This is a genomic window from Micromonospora sp. NBRC 107095 (assembly GCF_030269705.1).
Taxonomy (GTDB): Bacteria; Actinomycetota; Actinomycetes; order Mycobacteriales; family Micromonosporaceae; genus Micromonospora; species Micromonospora parva.
This window is the reverse complement of the sequence record NZ_BSTU01000003.1, coordinates 41,836-58,375: the sequence shown is the minus strand read 5'-3', so window position 1 is coordinate 58,375 and position 16,540 is coordinate 41,836. Positions and strand designations below refer to the sequence as shown.

Genomic DNA, 16,540 nt, shown 5'->3' with positions numbered 1-16,540 from the left:
ACCAGCGGATCCCCGGAGGCAGTGCATGCACCCGTCCAGACATCGGCTGATCCTGCTCGCCGCCGCCACCACGGCGGCCACCGTCGTGGCCGGCACCCTCGGTACGGTCGTCGCCTCGGCCGCCGCCGTCGGCTGCCGGGTCGACTATCAGATCACCAACCAGTGGCAGGGCGGCTTCGGCGCCAACGTCACCGTCACCAACCTCGGCGACCCGGTCAGCGGGTGGGCCGTCACCTGGTCGTACCCGGCGGGCCAGCAGGTCACCCAGGCGTGGAACGCCACGGTCACCCAGTCCGGTGCCCAGGTCGCCGCGCGCAACGTCGACCACAACGCCACCATCGCGACCAACGGCAGCGCCTCGTTCGGCTTCAACGGTTCCTGGACCGGAAGCAACCCGGTGCCGGGCAGCTTCGCGCTCAACGGCACCACCTGCACGGGCACTCCACCCACCGGCGAGCCGACCACACCGCCCCCGACCACCCCACCACCCACCACGCCACCCCCGACCACGCCTCCGCCTGCGGCCGGGGTGGTGCAGATGGAGAACCTGGACCGAGGGTTGATCAGCGTCCGCTCCGGCGGCGGCAACCTGGTCTCCTGGCGATTGCTCGGCACCGAGACCTCCGGGGTGGCGTTCAACCTCTACCGGGGATCCACCAGGGTCAACGCCAGCCCGATCACCGGAGCCACCAACTACCTCGACAGCGGCGCGGCAGCCGGTTCGGCGTACACGGTGCGGGCCGTGGTGGGCGGCGCCGAGCAGGCCCCGTCGGCACCGGCGTTGCAGTTCGGCGCGGGCTACCTCGACGTGCCGTTGCAGGTGCCGGCCGGGGGCAGCACCCCGAGCGGGGAAAGCTACTCCTACAGCGCCAGCGACGCCTCCGTCGGTGACCTCAACGGCGACGGCAGCTACGAGATCGTGCTCAAGTGGGAGCCGTCGAACGCCAAGGACAACTCCCAGTCCGGCTACACCGGCAACGTCTACGTCGACGCGTACACACTCACCGGCGCCCGGTTGTGGCGCATCGACCTTGGCCGCAACATCCGGGCCGGCGCCCACTACACCCAGTTCCAGGTGTACGACTACGACGGCGACGGCCGCGCCGAGGTGGCCATGAAGACCGCAGACGGCACCCGCTCCGGGACCGGTCAGCTCATCGGCTCGTCGTCGGCGGACTACCGCAACTCCAGCGGCTACGTGCTGTCCGGCCCGGAGTACCTGACCATGTTCAACGGTCAGACCGGTGCGATCGCCTCCACCGTCACCTACGACCCGCCGCGCGGCACCGTGTCGTCCTGGGGTGACTCGTACGGCAACCGGGTGGACCGGTTCCTCGCCGGCACCGCCTACCTGGACGGGCAGCGCCCCTCGCTGATCATGGCCCGGGGCTACTACACCCGGGCGGTGATCGCGGCGTGGGACTTCCGCAACGGCGCGCTGACCAAGCGCTGGACGTTCGACTCGAACTCCTCCGGCAACGGCGCCGCCGCCGGTCAGGGCAACCACCAACTCTCCGTCGCCGACGTCGACGGGGACGGCCGCCAGGAGATCGTGTACGGGGCCGCCACCATCGACGACAACGGCCGGCTGCTGCACTCCACCGGCAACGGCCACGGCGACGCGCTGCACGTCGGGGACCTCGACCCGGGCCGCGCCGGCCTGGAGGTGTTCAAGGTCGACGAGGACGGCAGCAAGCCCAGCTCCTACTTCGCCGACGCCCGTACCGGTCAGGTCCTCTGGTCCACGCCGGCGTCCGGCGACAACGGCCGGGGTGTCTCCGCGGACATCTGGGCGGGCAGTCCTGGTGCGGAGTCGTGGTCGTCTGCGGTCGCCGGACTGGCCAACACCAGGGGGCAGAACGTCGGCCGCAAGCCGTCCTCGGCGAACTTCCTCGCCTGGTGGGACGCCGACCCGGTGCGGGAACTGCTCGACGGCACGAGGATCGACAAGTACGGCACCGGCGGCGAGACCCGGCTGCTCGACGGCAGCGGGGTGGCGTCCAACAACGGCACCAAGGCCACCCCGGCGCTCTCCGGCGACATCCTGGGCGACTGGCGTGAGGAGGTGATCTGGCGGACCACCGACAGCCGGACGTTGCGCATCTACAGCACGCCCACCCCGACCAGCACCCGGATCTACACCCTCATGCACGACCCGCAGTACCGGGTGGCCATCGCGTGGCAGAACACCGCCTACAACCAACCGCCGCACCCAGGGTTCTTCATCGGCAACGGAATGGGCACCCCACCGACGCCGGACATCCACCTACGGTGATCGGAGTCTGGCGGTCCCGACCGGGGTCGCCTAGGGTGGCAGGCACCGGGCCGCAGCCGCGGAATCCGCTCAGCTCCGGCCCGGTGCGCCACACCGCGGCATTCCCAACCCGTCCCGACCGGGAATGCCGTACCACCACCGGAACCAACATTAGGCACCGTCCGGGTCGGCGGGGTGACGCTGACGTGAAGATCGTGTTTCACGCCCCCTGGCGCAGACCGCCCGCCACCTGCTCGGCGATCAGTTCGTACGACCGCACCCGGTCCTGCACGTCGTAGACCAGCGTGGTCAGCATCAGCTCGTCCGCGCCGGTACGCTCCTGCAACTCGGTCAGCTGCCGACGTACCGTCTCCGGCGAGCCCATCGCCTGACCGTCGCGGCGTTGCAGCACGAACTCCCGCTCGATCTCGGTGTACGGGTAGGCCGCCGCCTCGTCGGGCGTCGACAGCGGCTCCGGCCGCCCGGAGCGCAACTTCAGGAACGACAGGGCGCTCGGCCCGGCCAGCCACTCGGCCCGCTCGTCGGTGTCCGCGCACACCGCGTTGACCGCCACCATCGCGTACGGCTTGTCCAGCCACTGCGACGGCCGGAAGTGCTGCCGGTACAGGGCCAACGCGGGCAGGGTGTTCGTCGAGCTGAAGTGGTGCGCGAAGGAGAACGGCAGGCCGAGCAGGCCGGCGAGTTGGGCGCTGAACCCGCTGGAGCCCAGCAGCCACACGGCAGGCTGCTCACCGCGACCCGGGGTGGCGATGATCTGCCCCGGCTTCTCCCCGCTGAAGTAGTTCATCAGGTCGGCCAACTCGCGCGGGAAGTGCTCCGCCGACAGGCCCTCCATGGTGCGCCGCAACGCCAACGCGGTCATCTGGTCGGTGCCGGGCGCCCGGCCGATGCCCAGGTCGATCCGACCGGGGTGCAGCGCCTCCAGGGTGCCGAACTGCTCGGCCACCACCAGTGGCGCGTGGTTGGGCAGCATCACCCCACCCGAGCCCAGCCGGATGGTCGAGGTGTTCGCCGCCAGGTGCGCCAGCAGCACCGCGGGCGCGGAGCTGGCGATCGCCGGCATGTTGTGGTGCTCGGCCACCCAGAACCGGTGGTAGCCCAACTCCTCGGTGCGGCGGGCCAGCTCGGTGGTGGCCCGCAGGGCTGCGCCAGCGGTGGCGCCCTTGGCGACCGGGGCAAGATCAAGAACAGACAACGGTACGGTGATCACACGCTCAGCCAACCCGGCACCGACCGGCTTTGTTCCGGCATCCGGGTTTTCGTCGGCCACCTCACCCGCCGGTCAACCCATCCCGCGGGCCTGCTCGAAGATCAGACTGGTCTGCGTGTGCTGCACCACCGGGTCGACCGCCAGGTGGTCCAGGACGAAGTCGCGCAACGCGTCGCCGGACGCCGCCCGCACGTGCAGCACGTAGTCCTCCGCGCCAGCGACGTGGAAAACCGACACCACCCCCGGCAGCCGCACCGACCGGGCCCGGAACGCGTCCACCGCCGCCCGCTCGTGCGCGGTCAACCGCACCGACACCAACGCCTGCAACGGCAGGCCGAGCGCCGCCGGATCCACCTCGGCGTGGAAACCACGGATCGCACCGCGCTCGCGCAGCGCCCGGGTACGCGTCAGGCACGTCGACGGCGCGACCCCGACCCGCTCGGCGAGCGCGTTGTTCGGCAACCGGCCGTCCGCCGCCAGTTCGGTCAGGATCGCGCGATCCACCTCGTCCAGGGCCGGGTACGGCCGCACATCATTCGGCTCAGGGGGCATGACGCCATCCTCGCCCGAATTCAGCGCGGAAACAAACCCAATGAACAGAATGATCTGCGGGACTATTGCTCACCGGTCGTCAGATGTTCGACGCTATCGCCATGACACCGATGGACACCCGGGCCGTGCACGCCGGCCGCGACGACCTCCGCACCCTCGGCGTGCACGTACCGCCCATCGACCTGTCCACCACCAACCCGCTGCCCTCGGTCGACGACGGCGGTGCCGCGTACGAGCAACTCGCCACCGGCGGCACCCTTCCCGCCGACGGCGGCGCCGTCTACCAACGGCTCTGGAACCCCACCGTCGCCCGCTTCGAGAGCGCCCTCGCCGAACTGGAGGGCACCGCCCAGGCCGTCGCCTTCGCCAGCGGAATGGCCGCCCTCACCGCCACCCTGCTCGCCGCCGCCCGCGACGACCGCCGGCACGTCGTCGCCGTCCGACCCCTCTACGGGGGCACCGACCACGTCCTCGCCACCGGCCTGCTCGGCACCACAGTCACCTGGGCCCACCCCGACGAGGTCGCCGCCGCCATCCGCCCCGACACCGCACTGATCATCGTCGAGACACCCGCCAATCCCACCCTCGACCTGGTCGACATCGCCGCCCTCGCCGCTGCGGCCGGCGACATCCCACTGCTGGTGGACAACACCGTCGCCACTCCCGTCCTGCAACAGCCCGCCCGCCACGGTGCCACCCTCGTCCTGCACAGCGCCACCAAGAGCATCGGCGGGCACGGAGACGTCCTGGCCGGCGTCGTCGCCTGCGACGACACCTGGGCCGTGCGCCTCCGCCAGGTCCGCGCGGTCACCGGCGCGATCCTGCACCCCCTCGGCGGCTACCTGCTGCACCGTGGCCTGCAGACCCTGCCGTTGCGGGTCCGCGCCCAACAGGCCACCGCCGAGAAGCTCGCCGGCTGGCTCGCCGACCACCCCGCCGTACACCGGGTGCACCACCCCTCGGTGCACGACCCGGCGGCGCTGGTCGGCCGGCAGATGGCCGGACCCGGCAGCCTGCTCGCCTTCGAGGTACGCGGTGGGGCGCCCGCCGCCGCGACCGTCGCCGGTGCCTGCCGGCTCATCACCCACGCGGTATCGCTCGGCGGCGTGGACACCCTCATCCAGCACCCGGCCTCGCTCACCCACCGGCCGGTCGAGGGCGACGCCAAACCCGCTGCCGCCCTGCTGCGCCTCTCGGTCGGCCTGGAAGACCCCGAGGACCTGCGCGCCGACCTCGCCCACGCCCTGGACACGATCGCCTGACCGGTCAGGACTTCGGGCCGATGTGGCGGTCCAGGGTGACGACGGCGTCGCGCCGGGCCACTGACAGCGAGTTGCGCCGGTTCATCCGCCAGGCGACGCCGAGCAGGTCGAGGCCCCACTGGCAGAGGCCCATGATGTCGGCCGACTCGTTGACGAACATGTAGCGCGGGTAGACGTACGCCTTGCCGCGCACCGTCACCCGGTTGGCGGTGCGGCAGCCGTCGGAGTGGAACAGCCCTCTCAGGAAGTCGCCGGGGCGCTGTTCGATGATCGGCCGTTGCCAGTCGGCGAGGACTATCGGCCGCTCGTGCTTCCTGCCGGGACCGTGCTGCGGGAACAGGCAGGGCCAGTGGAGGCCGTAACTCTGCACGCCCACGCAACCCTGCTTCTGAATCCGTTGCACCTTCGAGGCCAACACGGCTCGCATGGCCACATCGCACGCCTCGATCAGCCCGGTCCAGGTGTTGGAGCAGTAGATGCGCAGCACCGGGACACGCGCCGTCGTCACCAGGTGGCCGTCGCCCAGGTAGAGACCGAGCAGGTAGGCGTAGGCCCCGGGGTCGGTCGGATTGTCGACATCCGGCCGACATCGGAAGCAGCGCGGTTCCGTGCCGCGCCGTACCGGTTCGGGTCGATCGACGCACCAGTGCCAGACGGTCGCGTACGGCAACGAGAGCTTGCGAGCTACGGCACGAATGCTGTGTCCGCGAACGCGGAGTGCGCGGGCCTGTGCCCGCATCTGCGGTGGATGCACGTCCACATCGTCGAACAGATGTATGACAAGGGTGCCGGGAGCGGGATTCGAACCCGCAAGCCCTTTCGGGCAGAAGTGTTTGAGACTTCCGTGTATGCCGTTCCACCATCCCGGCGGGTGGCGCCTACTGTACCCGACTACTCTCATGCGGGAGCATGGGTGGTAGCCGTGCAGTGATCGATGGTGGGGGTAGGGCTGGTGGCTGAGACGCCGACGGATGCCGAGCGCAGGCGCGTACTGATCGCCGAGGACGAGGCGCTGATCCGGCTGGACCTCGCCGAGATGCTGGTCGAAGAGGGTTACGAGGTGGTGGGGGAGGCCGGTGACGGTGAGACAGCCGTCCGCCTGGCCGAGGAGTTGAAGCCCGATCTCGTCATCCTGGACATCAAGATGCCGATCATGGACGGGCTGGCCGCCGCCGAGCGCATCGCCGGCGCCCGGATCGCCCCGGTGATCATTTTGACCGCGTTCAGCCAGCGTGATCTGGTGGAGCGGGCGCGGGCGGCGGGCGCGATGGCGTACCTCGTGAAGCCCTTCCAGAAGAGCGACCTGGTCCCGGCGGTGGAGATCGCGCTGTCGCGGTACTCGGAGGTCGCGGCCCTGGAGGCGGAGGTCGCGAGCCTGACCGACCGCCTGGAGATCCGTAAGTCGGTGGAGCGGGCCAAGGGCGCGCTGATGACCACGTACGGGATGACCGAGCCGCAGGCGTTCAAGTGGATCCAGCGCACGGCCATGGACCACCGGATGACCATGAAAGAGGTCGCCGAGCGGATCCTCGCGGAGACCGCGGGTGGCGAGATGTCGCAGCAGCCGACCGTCTGAGCGGTCCCGACGGCGGCGGGCCGCGCCGGGCCACCATGTGCGGACTCTGCTGGTTAGCATCGACGGGTGTCCGTCCGACGGGTGATCGCGGTGTTCGGCCTCTTCGTGCTGCTGCTCGCCGGGTGCGACGGGCCGAGCGGCGCGGGGTCGACGACGGCCCCGGTGCCGCCGCTGCGGCCGGGTTGGCAGCCGCTGACGCTGCCGGCGCCGCCGGGTGGCGAGGGCCGTCCGCTGGTGCGGGACGCGGCGTCGTGCGCGGGCCGGTGGTTCGTGGTCGGTGGTGTCGTGGACGCCGACGGTGGCACCCGCCCGGCGGCCTGGACCAGCGTGGACGGTACGACGTGGACCGTGGTGCCGGTGCGTCCGGATTCCTTCTACGGCCGGCAGAACGTGTTCCTCTCGGCGGCCTGCCGGGACGGGCAGGTGGCGCTGATCGGCGCGAAGGTGGGCGGTGCGCACGGTTACCCGCGGGTGAGCACGTGGCGGCAGGTGGCCGACGGCGCGCTGGTCGAGGTGCAGGCGCCGTTCGAGACGTACGGCGGGCCGACGGCGGTGAACGTGTCCCGGCTGACTGCCGGCCCGCCAGGTTGGTTGATCGTCGGTAACCGGTCGGCGGGGGCGGCGTCCTGGGTGGCGTCGCCGGCCGCGGCGGAGTTCACGCTGGTCGAGGGCGCACCGGAGCTGGCCAGTGACGCGGCGGGGGTGACCTGGGCGTTCGACGCGGTGGCGACGCCGTCGGGGTGGCTGGCGGTGGGTGGCCTGTTGCCGGCTGGCCGGATCGATCGTGACCCCGCGGTGTGGTCGTCGCCGGACGGGCGGTCGTGGCGGCGCACGGTGCTGCCGGGTGGGCCGGAGTACGAGGAGTTGCAGCGGGTGGTGCTGGCCGACGGCGTGCCGGTGGCGGTCGGGCTGCGCGGGGGGACGTTCGGCGCGTGGCGGCAGGAGGCGTCGGGCTGGGTGGCTGGCGGCGCGTTCGGGCGGCGGGGCGGGGCCGGGGTGCCGGGGGTGGGCTCGCTGGTGTCGTCCGGTGGCAGTCTGTTCGCCGCGGTGACGGACGGGGCACGGCACTCGGTGTGGGTGTCGACCGACCGGGGTGGCTCGTGGCGGGAGGCGACGATGCCCCTCGATGTGCCGGCGGGCGTTGACCGGGACGTGACGCTGATGGCGGTGGGTGACCGGTGGTGGTTGGCGGCGGACGACGGCACCCGGGCCGGGCTGTGGTGGGCGACCGGCCTGGGCGCGTGACTGCCGGCGGTGCGGTGACGTTTCGCCCCAGCAGCTGACCCGCGCGGGGGTTTGCGCAGGTCAGTCGGCTTTCGTCGGGTGCGCGCGGGCCGGCTGGGTGCTGCTGGACGTCGACCGGGCGTGGTTTTAAGGACCGTCCGGCGGATTCACCTGTTACGGACATCGACATGATTGCCCACGTCTTCGTAACGGTTTCGCAGACCCCGCCTTCAGGCCTTCCGGGACGGTATGTCGTGTCGGTACGCTCCGCCATCACGAGCCGTAACGCAGGGGGAGTCCCTGCGGGGTGGGTGGAATTGCGGGTCTGCTGCTGTCGCCGTCGCTTCGGGTCAGCCGCGTCCGCATCTCGAGGAGGTCAGGAAGCCGTGAGGCGAAGCTATGTACGGGCGCTGGGCACCGTAGCGCTCGCCGCGACCCTGGTGGTCGCGGCTGGTTGCCAGGATTCCGGTGGCGGCGACGGTGGGACCGCGTCGGGCGACTGCGGTGGCAAGATCGCGATCTTCGGCGCGTTCACCGGCGACAACGCGGGTCTGGTGATCCCGTCGTTGAACGGCGCGAAGCTGGCCGTGAAGCAGTTCAACGCGGCGAACCCGGACTGCAAGGTCACCATGCAGGAGTTCGACACCCAGGGTGACCCCGCGGTGGCGACCCCGTTCGCGAACCAGATCGCTGGGGACAACTCGTTCCTCGGTGTCATCGGTGGTCACTTCTCCGGTGAGTCGGACGCCACGATGCCGATCTACCAGGCCGCCGGCCTGGCGATGGTCAGCCCGTCGGCGACCCGCACCGACCTGACCCAGAAGGGCAACACGTCCTTCTACCGCGTGGTCGGCAACGACGGCACGCAGGCCGGCGCCGTGGCCAGCTACCTGAAGACCCAGAACGCGCAGAAGGTCTTCATGGTCGATGACGCCAGCGCCTACGGTGCCGGTATCACCGACGAGCTGGGCAAGCAGCTCGGCCCGCTGGTCGTGAACAAGGACAAGATCCAGGAGCGGCAGGCGCAGTTCGACGCCACCATCTCCAAGATCAAGGCCGCCCAGGCGGACTTCGTCTTCTACGGCGGTTACACCCGTGAGGCCGCTCCGCTGGTGAAGCAGATGCGTGCCGCCGGTGTCCAGGCCAAGTTCGTCGGCCCGGACGGTCTCTACGACACCGCGTTCCCGAAGGGTGCCTCCGGCGGTGCCGAGGGCGCGATCATCACCTGCCCGTGCCTCCCGGCCGACAAGGCCGGCGGCACCTTCTCCGCCGACTACCAGAAGGAGTACGGCATCCCGCCGGGCTCCTACGGTGCTGAGGGCTTCGACGGCGCGCAGATCTACCTGGACGCCTTCAAGGCTGGCAAGAAGACCCGGGCGGACATCCTGGCGTTCGTGAAGTCCTACGACAAGCAGGGTGTGTCGAAGTACATCAAGTTCGACTCGAAGGGTGACGTCGACCCGACCAAGGTCGTCATCTGGGCCTACCAGATCAAGGGCGAGGCCATCGAAGCGCTGCAGGAGCTCAAGCTCAGCTGACGCCCCACGCAATGGAGTGCGGCCGGGGTGTTTCACCCCGGCCGCACTCGATTCAAGGAGACCCCCGGTGCATTTCGATGAACTGATCGGCCATCTCGGCCAGCACACGGTCGACGGCCTTTCCAAGGGCGCCATCTATGCCCTGATCGCCCTTGGCTACACCCTCGTCTACGGCGTCCTTCGCCTTATCAACTTTGCGCACTCCGAGGTGTTCATGGTCGGTACCTTCGCGGTGCTGATCCTGTGGAACCAACTCGGTGTGGAAAATAACCCGCCGATCGGCCAGGCGATCCTGTTCCTGGTGCTCGGTCTGGTCGTCGCGGCGGTCGCCTCCGGCGGTACGGCCCTGGCGCTCGAACGGGTCGCGTACCGGCCGCTGCGGCGCAAGAACGCGCCCCCGCTGATCTTCCTGATCACCGCGATCGGCCTGTCACTGGTCTTCGTGGAGCTGTTCGGTCAGGTGCTGCCCGAGTTGCTCGGCGGCGCCCTGCCGGATGTGTTCGGCCGGCCCCGGCAGATCGTCGGTATGCCGACGATCATCCAGCAGGAGACCCTGTTCACCATCGGCAACACCGCGATCACGAACATCCAGCTGATCGTCTTCGTGGCGGCCGTGGCGATGATGGCGGTGCTCGACTGGTTCATCAACCGCACCCGGTACGGCCGGGGTGTGCGGGCGGTGGCCCAGAACCCGGAGACCGCCGCGCTGATGGGCGTCAACCAGGAGCGCGTGATCATGCTGATCTTCGTGCTCGGTGGCATCATGGCCGGCGCCGCCGCGCTGCTGTGGAGCATGCGGTTCGGCTTCACGCAGAACAGCATCGGCTTCGTGCTCGGTCTGAAGGCGTTCACGGCCGCGGTGCTCGGTGGTATCGGCAACCTGCGCGGCGCGCTGCTGGGTGGTCTCTTCCTGGGCATCGTCGAGGTTTACGGCGCGACGCTCTTCGCGTCCAACTGGGAGGACGTCATCGCCTTCGTGGTGCTGATCGTGGTGCTGATGTTCCGGCCCACCGGCCTGTTGGGTGAGTCGCTCGGGAGGGCCCGCGCATGATCGACAAGATTCGCTCCGCAGACCGCCGCCGGGTCGGCATGCTGACCTCCATCGGCGACCGCTGGCGGGCGCTGGCGAAGTGGCAGCAGGCCCTCGGTCTCGCCGCCTTCGTGGCGATCCTCTACTACCTGCCCCTGCTCGGCATCCCGGGCCTGACCTGGTTGCGCACCGACTCGATCCAGGGCGGCAACAACTGGGCGGGCGTGCTCTTCGTCTGCGCCATCTACGTGCTGGTCGCGATCGGCCTGAACGTGGTGGTCGGCCTCGCCGGCCTGCTCGACCTGGGCTACATCGGCTTCTTCGCCATCGGGGCGTACAGCGTGGCGCTGTTCGGTTCGGTGAACTCGCCGGTGGTGAAGTGGATCCAGCAGGAGTTCGACCTGCCGCCGACCTGGGCGGTGACCTGGGCGATCTGCCTGTTCATCGCGATCGTGCTGACGATGATCTCCGGGGTGCTGCTGGGCTGGCCGACGCTGCGGCTGCGCGGTGACTACCTGGCCATCGTGACGCTGGGCTTCGGCGAGATCATCCGCATCGTGGCCCGTAACGCCACCGGTCTGACCAACGGCCCGGTCGGCATCTCGGCCATCCCTGGTCCCGAGGGTGCGCCGTCGCCGGACAACAAGGTCTTCGGTCTGATCGACGCGAAGCCGTGGTACTGGTTGGCGATCACGTTCGTGCTGATCATGGTGTTCCTGGTCCGTCGGCTGGAGCACAGCCGGGTCGGCCGGGCGTGGTTGGCGGTGCGGGAGGACGAGGACGCCGCCGCGGTGATGGGCGTCTACCCGTTCAAGTTCAAGCTCTGGGCGTTCGCCATCGGCGCGGCCCTCGGTGGCCTGTCCGGCTTCCTGTTCGGCAGCCGCAACGCGTTCATCGACCCGACCCAGTTCAACGCGAACCTGTCCATCCTGTTCGTGGCGATGGTGGTGGTCGGTGGCTCCGGCAACATGATCGGCGTCTCGCTCGGCGCGGTGCTGCTGGCGTACCTGCCGGAACGGTTCCGGGACTTCGCCGACTACCGGTGGCTGGTGTTCGGTCTGGCCATGGTGCTGGTGATGATCCTGCGTCCACAGGGTCTGATCCCGAGCCGGCGGCGTGCCCGCGAGTTGAAGGACCGCGCGGCAGAGGCAGAGGAGGCGCCCGCTCATGTCTGACCAGACCACCAGCACGTCCGCGCCGAAGATCCCGGCTCAGCCCGGACCTCGGTCGGTGCTGCTCGAAGTCGACGACGTCACGCTCCGCTTCGGCGGAGTGGTCGCCCTCGACAAGATCAATTTCCAGATCTACGAGGGCGAGATCCTCGGCCTCATCGGGCCGAACGGGGCTGGCAAGACCACCAGCTTCAACGTGATGACCGGGGTCTACAAGCCGACCTCCGGCGCGGTTCGGTTCCGTGGCCAGAAGGTGACCGGCCGCAAGCCGCACCAGATCAGCCAGCTGGGCATCTCCCGGACGTTCCAGAACATCCGGCTCTTCCCGGAGATGACGGCGCTCGAGAACGTGATGGTCGGGACCGACTCGCGGCACAAGACGAGCGTGCCCGGGGCGCTGTTCCGGCTCTACCGGGTGCGGCCCAAGCCGGAGGAACTGCCGCAGGTCACTGCCGCGTCCGGGATCGTCCGGGCCTGGCAGCAGCTGCGGCTGTCGGCGGCCAAGGTCTTCGGCCTGTCCCGGCACATTCTGGAGGAGCGGGCGGCCGAGACCAAGGCGCTGGAGTTGCTGCGCTTCGTCGGCATCGCCGACCGGGCCAACGACGAGGCGCGCAACCTGCCGTACGGCTACCAGCGTCGGTTGGAGATCGCCCGCGCGTTGGCCACCGAGCCGAAGCTGATCTGCCTGGACGAGCCGGCCGCCGGCTTCAACCCGGCGGAGAAGGAGGAGCTCCTCACCCTGATCCGCAAGATCCGTGACATGGGCCTGACCGTCCTGCTCATCGAGCACGACATGCGGCTGGTCATGGGTGTCACCGACCGGATCGTGGTGCTGGAGTTCGGCCGCAAGATCGCCGAGGGTGCGCCCGCGGAGGTCAGCCGCGATCCGAAGGTGATCGCCGCGTACCTGGGGGAGCCCGCCGATGACGCTGCTTGAGCTGGAGAACGTCGCCGTCGCGTACGGCCGGATCGAGGCGCTGCACGGGATCAGCCTCACCGTGAACGAGGGTGAGGTGGTGGCCCTGATCGGCGCGAACGGCGCCGGCAAGACCACCACCATGCGGGCCATCTCCGGGACCCGGTCGCTGGCCGCCGGGAAGATCACGTTCAACGGCGAGGACATCAGCAAGCTCCGGGCCGACCTGCGGGTGGTCCGGGGGCTGTGCCAGTCGCCGGAGGGACGGCAGATCTTCCCGGGTATGACGGTCATGGAGAACCTGGACATGGGGGCGTACACCCGGCGGGACTCCGCCGGCATCGCCGCCGACCTGGACCGGGTGCTGACCCTCTTCCCGCGGTTGGCCGAGCGCCGCAAGCAGGCCGGTGGCACCCTCTCCGGCGGTGAGCAGCAGATGCTCGCCGTCGGCCGGGCGCTGATGAGCCGACCGAAGCTGCTGCTGCTCGACGAGCCGTCGATGGGGCTGGCCCCGCTGGTGATCCGGCAGATCTTCGACATCATCACGGAGATCAACCAGCAGGGCACCACGATCCTGCTGGTGGAGCAGAACGCCCAGCAGGCGCTGTCGCGGGCACACCGCGGTTACGTGCTGGAGACCGGTCGGATCGTGAAGGAGGGGTCCGGTCAGGACCTGCTCCACGACCCGTCGGTCAAGGAGGCGTACCTCGGCGTGGCCTGAGCCACCCGAGTCGGCGGCCGGTCATCCCCTCGCGGGGGTGGCCGGCCGCCGGCGTTCGGGTCGGCAGTCGTTCCGGCACCCGTGCCGAAGGTCGGGGATGTCGGTGCGACGGACTAGAGTCGCTGCCGTGACAGCTACGACACCGCGCCTGCTTCTCGTCGACGGACATTCCATGGCATACCGGGCCTTCTTCGCCCTGCCCGTGGAAAACTTCTCCACCACGACGGGTCAGCCGACCAACGCGGTGTACGGCTTCACCTCGATGCTGATCAACGTGTTGCGCGACGAGCAGCCCACCCACATCGTGGTGGCCTTCGACGTCTCCCGCCGCTCCTTCCGCACCGACAAGTACGCGGAGTACAAGGCCGGCCGCAGCGAGACGCCGACCGACTTCAAGGGCCAGGTCAGCCTGGTCAAGGAGGTGCTGGCCGCGCTGCAGATCCCGGTGGTCGAGAAGGAGGGCTTCGAGGCCGACGACGTGATCGCCACGCTCGCCTGCCAGGCCCGCGACCAGGGCATGTCGGTGCTGATCAGCAGCGGTGACCGCGACGCGTTCCAGCTGGTCGACGATCAGATCACCGTCCTCTACCCGCGCAAGGGCGTCTCCGACCTGGCCCGGATGAACCCGGCAGCGATCGAGGCGAAGTACGGCGTCCCGCCTCAGCAGTACCGGGATCTCGCCGCGCTGGTCGGCGAGACCAGCGACAACCTGCCCGGCATCCCGGGCGTCGGTCCGAAGACCGCCGCCAAGTGGATCACCACCTACGGCGGGGTGGAGGGCGTGATCGCCCGGGCCGACGAGATCAAGGGCAAGGCCGGCGACAGCCTGCGGGAGCGGCTCGCCGACGTGATCCGCAACTACGAGATCAACTGCCTCGTCTCCGACCTGGAGCTGCCGCTGCGCCCGGAGGACGCCCGCTGGACGGGTTGGGACCGCGAGGCGGTGCACCAGGTCTTCGACACCCTGGAGTTCCGCATCCTGCGCGACCGGCTCTACCAGTACCTGGAGGCGGTCGAGCCGGAGGCCGAGTCCGGCTTCGACCTGGCCGGCGAGGTGCTCACCGAGCCCGGCGCGCTGGCCGGGTGGCTGAGCACGCACGTCCCGACCGGCACCCCGGTCGGGTTGGCGGTCAAACTCGACACAGGCCCCAACCGCCGGCACACCGCCTCGATCACCGGTCTCGCGTTGGCCACCGCCGGCGGCGCGGCGGCCTGGGTCGACCCGGCGCAGCTCGACCCGACCGACGAGGCCGCCCTGGCCGGCTGGTTGGCCGACGCGCAGCGCCCCAAGGTCCTGCACGACAGCAAGCCGGCCGTGCTGGCCTGCGCCGCCCACGGCTGGCAGCTCACCGGCATCGTCCGGGACACCCAGATCGCCGCGTACCTGGCCCGGCCCGACCAGCGGTCCTACGACCTGACCGACCTGGCGCTGCGCTATCTGCACCGGGAGCTGCGGGTGGACGTCCCGGAGTCCGGCCAGCTCACCCTCGACGGGCTCGGCGACGAAGGGGTGGTCGAGCAGAACCTGATGCTCCAGGCCCGGGCGACCCTCGACCTGGCCGACGCGATCGACGCCGAGCTGTCCCGCGACGGTGAGCAGTCCGCCCGGCTCATGGCGGGCGTGGAGCTGCCGTTGATGCGGGTGCTGGCCACCATGGAGAGCACCGGCATCGCCGCCGACACCGACTACCTCTCCGAGCTGGAGGCCCACTTCGCCGCCGAGGTGAAGGCCGCCGCGCAGGGCGCGTACGAGGCGGTGGGCCGGGAGTTCAACCTCGGCTCGCCCAAGCAGTTGCAGGAGATCCTCTTCACCGAGCTGGGCCTGCCCAAGACCAAGAAGATCAAGACGGGTTACACCACCGACGCCGACGCTCTGCAGTGGCTCTACGCGCAGCAGCCGCACCCGGTGCTGGCCCACCTGCTGCGCCACCGGGACGTGGCCAAGCTCAAGTCGACAGTCGACGGTCTGCTCAAGTCGGTCTCCGACGACGGCCGGATCCACACCACCTTCAACCAGACAGTGGCGGCCACCGGTCGGCTCTCCTCCACCGAGCCCAACCTGCAGAACATCCCGATCCGCACCGAGGAGGGCCGCCGCATCCGCCGGGCCTTCGTGGTGGGGGAGGGCTACGAGAGTCTGCTCACCGCCGACTACAGCCAGATCGAGATGCGCATCATGGCGCACCTCAGCTCGGACGACGCGCTGATCGACGCGTTCAACTCCGGCGCCGACTTCCACGCCGCCACCGCCTCGTCGGTCTTCGGGGTGCCGCTCGACGAGGTCACACCCGATCAGCGCCGCAAGATCAAGGCCATGAACTACGGCCTGGCGTACGGTCTCAGCGCCTTCGGCCTGTCCCAACAGCTCAACATCAGCACCGAAGAGGCGCGCGGGTTGATGGAGAACTACTTCGCCGGCTTCGGCGGGGTGCGCGACTACCTCCAGCAGGTGGTCGCCCGGGCCCGCCAGGACGGCTACACCTCCACCATCCTGGGCCGGCGCCGCTACCTGCCCGACCTGGTCAGCGACAACCGGCAGCGGCGTGACATCGCTGAGCGGATGGCGCTCAACGCCCCCATCCAGGGCTCCGCCGCCGACATCATCAAGGTGGCGATGCTGCACGTCGACACCGCGATCCGCGAGGCCGGGCTGCGTTCACGGATGCTCCTGCAGGTGCACGACGAGTTGGTCTTCGAGGTCGCGCCGGGTGAACGGGAGGCGTTGGAGGCACTGGTCCGGCGGGAGATGGGCGAGGCGTACCCGCTGTCGGTACCGCTCGAGGTGTCCGTCGGCCTGGGCCGGGACTGGAACAGCGCCGATCACTGAGTCTCGTGGCTCGGCTCCGTTGCGGGTCGGTTCCGCTGGGTCGCAGGGTTGCGGTGGGGGTTTCGGGGCAGCCGGCCCCGCTCCGGGCGGTCAGGCTTGATCCCTGCGCGGGTCGGTCTGCCCCGGAACCCCTGACCTGGTCACCCCAGTCGCGTCGGTGGCCGTATGTGTCGCCGCACTCGATCTCGCTGAGCCCGGTCCCGTCCCGCCGGGCACGTGCTTGATCCGCGCAACTTC

Annotated in this window: 13 protein-coding genes and 1 tRNA gene; 10 read left to right on the top strand and 4 right to left on the bottom strand. The window is 69.9% G+C overall.

Annotated elements, in window-relative coordinates; translation table 11 throughout:
• Positions 1 to 25 precede the first annotated feature (25 nt).
• Positions 26 to 2,275: a rhamnogalacturonan lyase family protein gene (locus QSK15_RS17050; RefSeq protein WP_285795193.1), complete on the top strand. Its 2,250-nt coding sequence runs from the start codon at positions 26 to 28 to the stop codon at positions 2,273 to 2,275.
• A 199-nt stretch (positions 2,276 to 2,474) separates the two neighbouring features.
• On the opposite strand, the gene QSK15_RS17045 is transcribed toward QSK15_RS17050, so the two are convergent.
• Positions 2,475 to 3,497, bottom strand: coding sequence for an LLM class flavin-dependent oxidoreductase (locus QSK15_RS17045; RefSeq protein ID WP_285795192.1), 1,023 nt, complete (start codon positions 3,495 to 3,497; stop codon positions 2,475 to 2,477).
• A gap of 60 nt (positions 3,498 to 3,557) precedes the next feature.
• The gene (locus QSK15_RS17040) at positions 3,558 to 4,037 is read right to left on the bottom strand and encodes an Lrp/AsnC family transcriptional regulator (protein ID WP_030334356.1); all 480 of its coding nucleotides are present in this window, start codon (positions 4,035 to 4,037) and stop codon (positions 3,558 to 3,560) included.
• 83 nt (positions 4,038 to 4,120) lie between these two features.
• Between QSK15_RS17040 and QSK15_RS17035 the strand changes: the two genes are divergently transcribed.
• Positions 4,121 to 5,299 (top strand): trans-sulfuration enzyme family protein, encoded by a 1,179-nt coding sequence (locus QSK15_RS17035; protein ID WP_285795191.1) that lies wholly within the window; start codon positions 4,121 to 4,123, stop codon positions 5,297 to 5,299.
• 4 nt (positions 5,300 to 5,303) lie between these two features.
• Here QSK15_RS17035 and QSK15_RS17030 read toward each other — a convergent pair whose 3' ends face one another.
• Together QSK15_RS17030 and QSK15_RS17025 are read right to left on the bottom strand one after the other, a co-directional pair.
• Entirely contained in the window at positions 5,304 to 6,053 is a 750-nt protein-coding gene (locus QSK15_RS17030; protein WP_285795190.1) for a transcriptional regulator, read from the bottom strand.
• Between the two features lie 32 nt (positions 6,054 to 6,085).
• Positions 6,086 to 6,168 (bottom strand) — tRNA-Leu (locus tag QSK15_RS17025).
• Between the two features lie 83 nt (positions 6,169 to 6,251).
• On the opposite strand from QSK15_RS17025, the gene QSK15_RS17020 reads away from it, so the two are divergent.
• The 8 genes from QSK15_RS17020 (at position 6,252) to polA (ending at position 16,303) form a co-directional block, all read left to right on the top strand.
• On the top strand, positions 6,252 to 6,875 hold the full coding sequence (locus QSK15_RS17020) for an ANTAR domain-containing response regulator (RefSeq protein ID WP_285795189.1): 624 nt from the start codon (positions 6,252 to 6,254) through the stop codon (positions 6,873 to 6,875).
• Positions 6,876 to 6,941: 66 nt separating this feature from the next.
• Positions 6,942 to 8,120 (top strand): hypothetical protein, encoded by a 1,179-nt coding sequence (locus tag QSK15_RS17015; RefSeq protein WP_285795188.1) that lies wholly within the window; start codon positions 6,942 to 6,944, stop codon positions 8,118 to 8,120.
• A gap of 365 nt (positions 8,121 to 8,485) precedes the next feature.
• On the top strand, positions 8,486 to 9,637 hold the full coding sequence (locus tag QSK15_RS17010; RefSeq protein ID WP_285795187.1) for a branched-chain amino acid ABC transporter substrate-binding protein: 1,152 nt from the start codon (positions 8,486 to 8,488) through the stop codon (positions 9,635 to 9,637).
• Between the two features lie 67 nt (positions 9,638 to 9,704).
• Positions 9,705 to 10,688, top strand: coding sequence for a branched-chain amino acid ABC transporter permease (locus QSK15_RS17005; RefSeq protein ID WP_285795186.1), 984 nt, complete (start codon positions 9,705 to 9,707; stop codon positions 10,686 to 10,688).
• Entirely contained in the window at positions 10,685 to 11,842 is a 1,158-nt protein-coding gene (locus QSK15_RS17000) for a branched-chain amino acid ABC transporter permease (protein ID WP_285795185.1), read from the top strand. Before QSK15_RS17005 ends, QSK15_RS17000 begins: the two co-directional genes overlap by 4 nt.
• Complete coding sequence (locus QSK15_RS16995) at positions 11,835 to 12,776, top strand: ABC transporter ATP-binding protein (protein WP_285795184.1); 942 nt, start codon at positions 11,835 to 11,837, stop codon at positions 12,774 to 12,776. The genes QSK15_RS17000 and QSK15_RS16995 overlap by 8 nt, the downstream gene beginning before the upstream one ends.
• Positions 12,763 to 13,476 (top strand): ABC transporter ATP-binding protein, encoded by a 714-nt coding sequence (locus tag QSK15_RS16990; protein ID WP_030334337.1) that lies wholly within the window; start codon positions 12,763 to 12,765, stop codon positions 13,474 to 13,476. The genes QSK15_RS16995 and QSK15_RS16990 overlap by 14 nt, the downstream gene beginning before the upstream one ends.
• A 127-nt stretch (positions 13,477 to 13,603) precedes the next feature.
• A complete protein-coding gene (polA, locus tag QSK15_RS16985) occupies positions 13,604 to 16,303 on the top strand; it encodes a DNA polymerase I (protein WP_285795183.1) in 2,700 nt (899 codons plus the stop codon).
• The last annotated feature ends 237 nt before the right edge of the window (positions 16,304 to 16,540 follow it).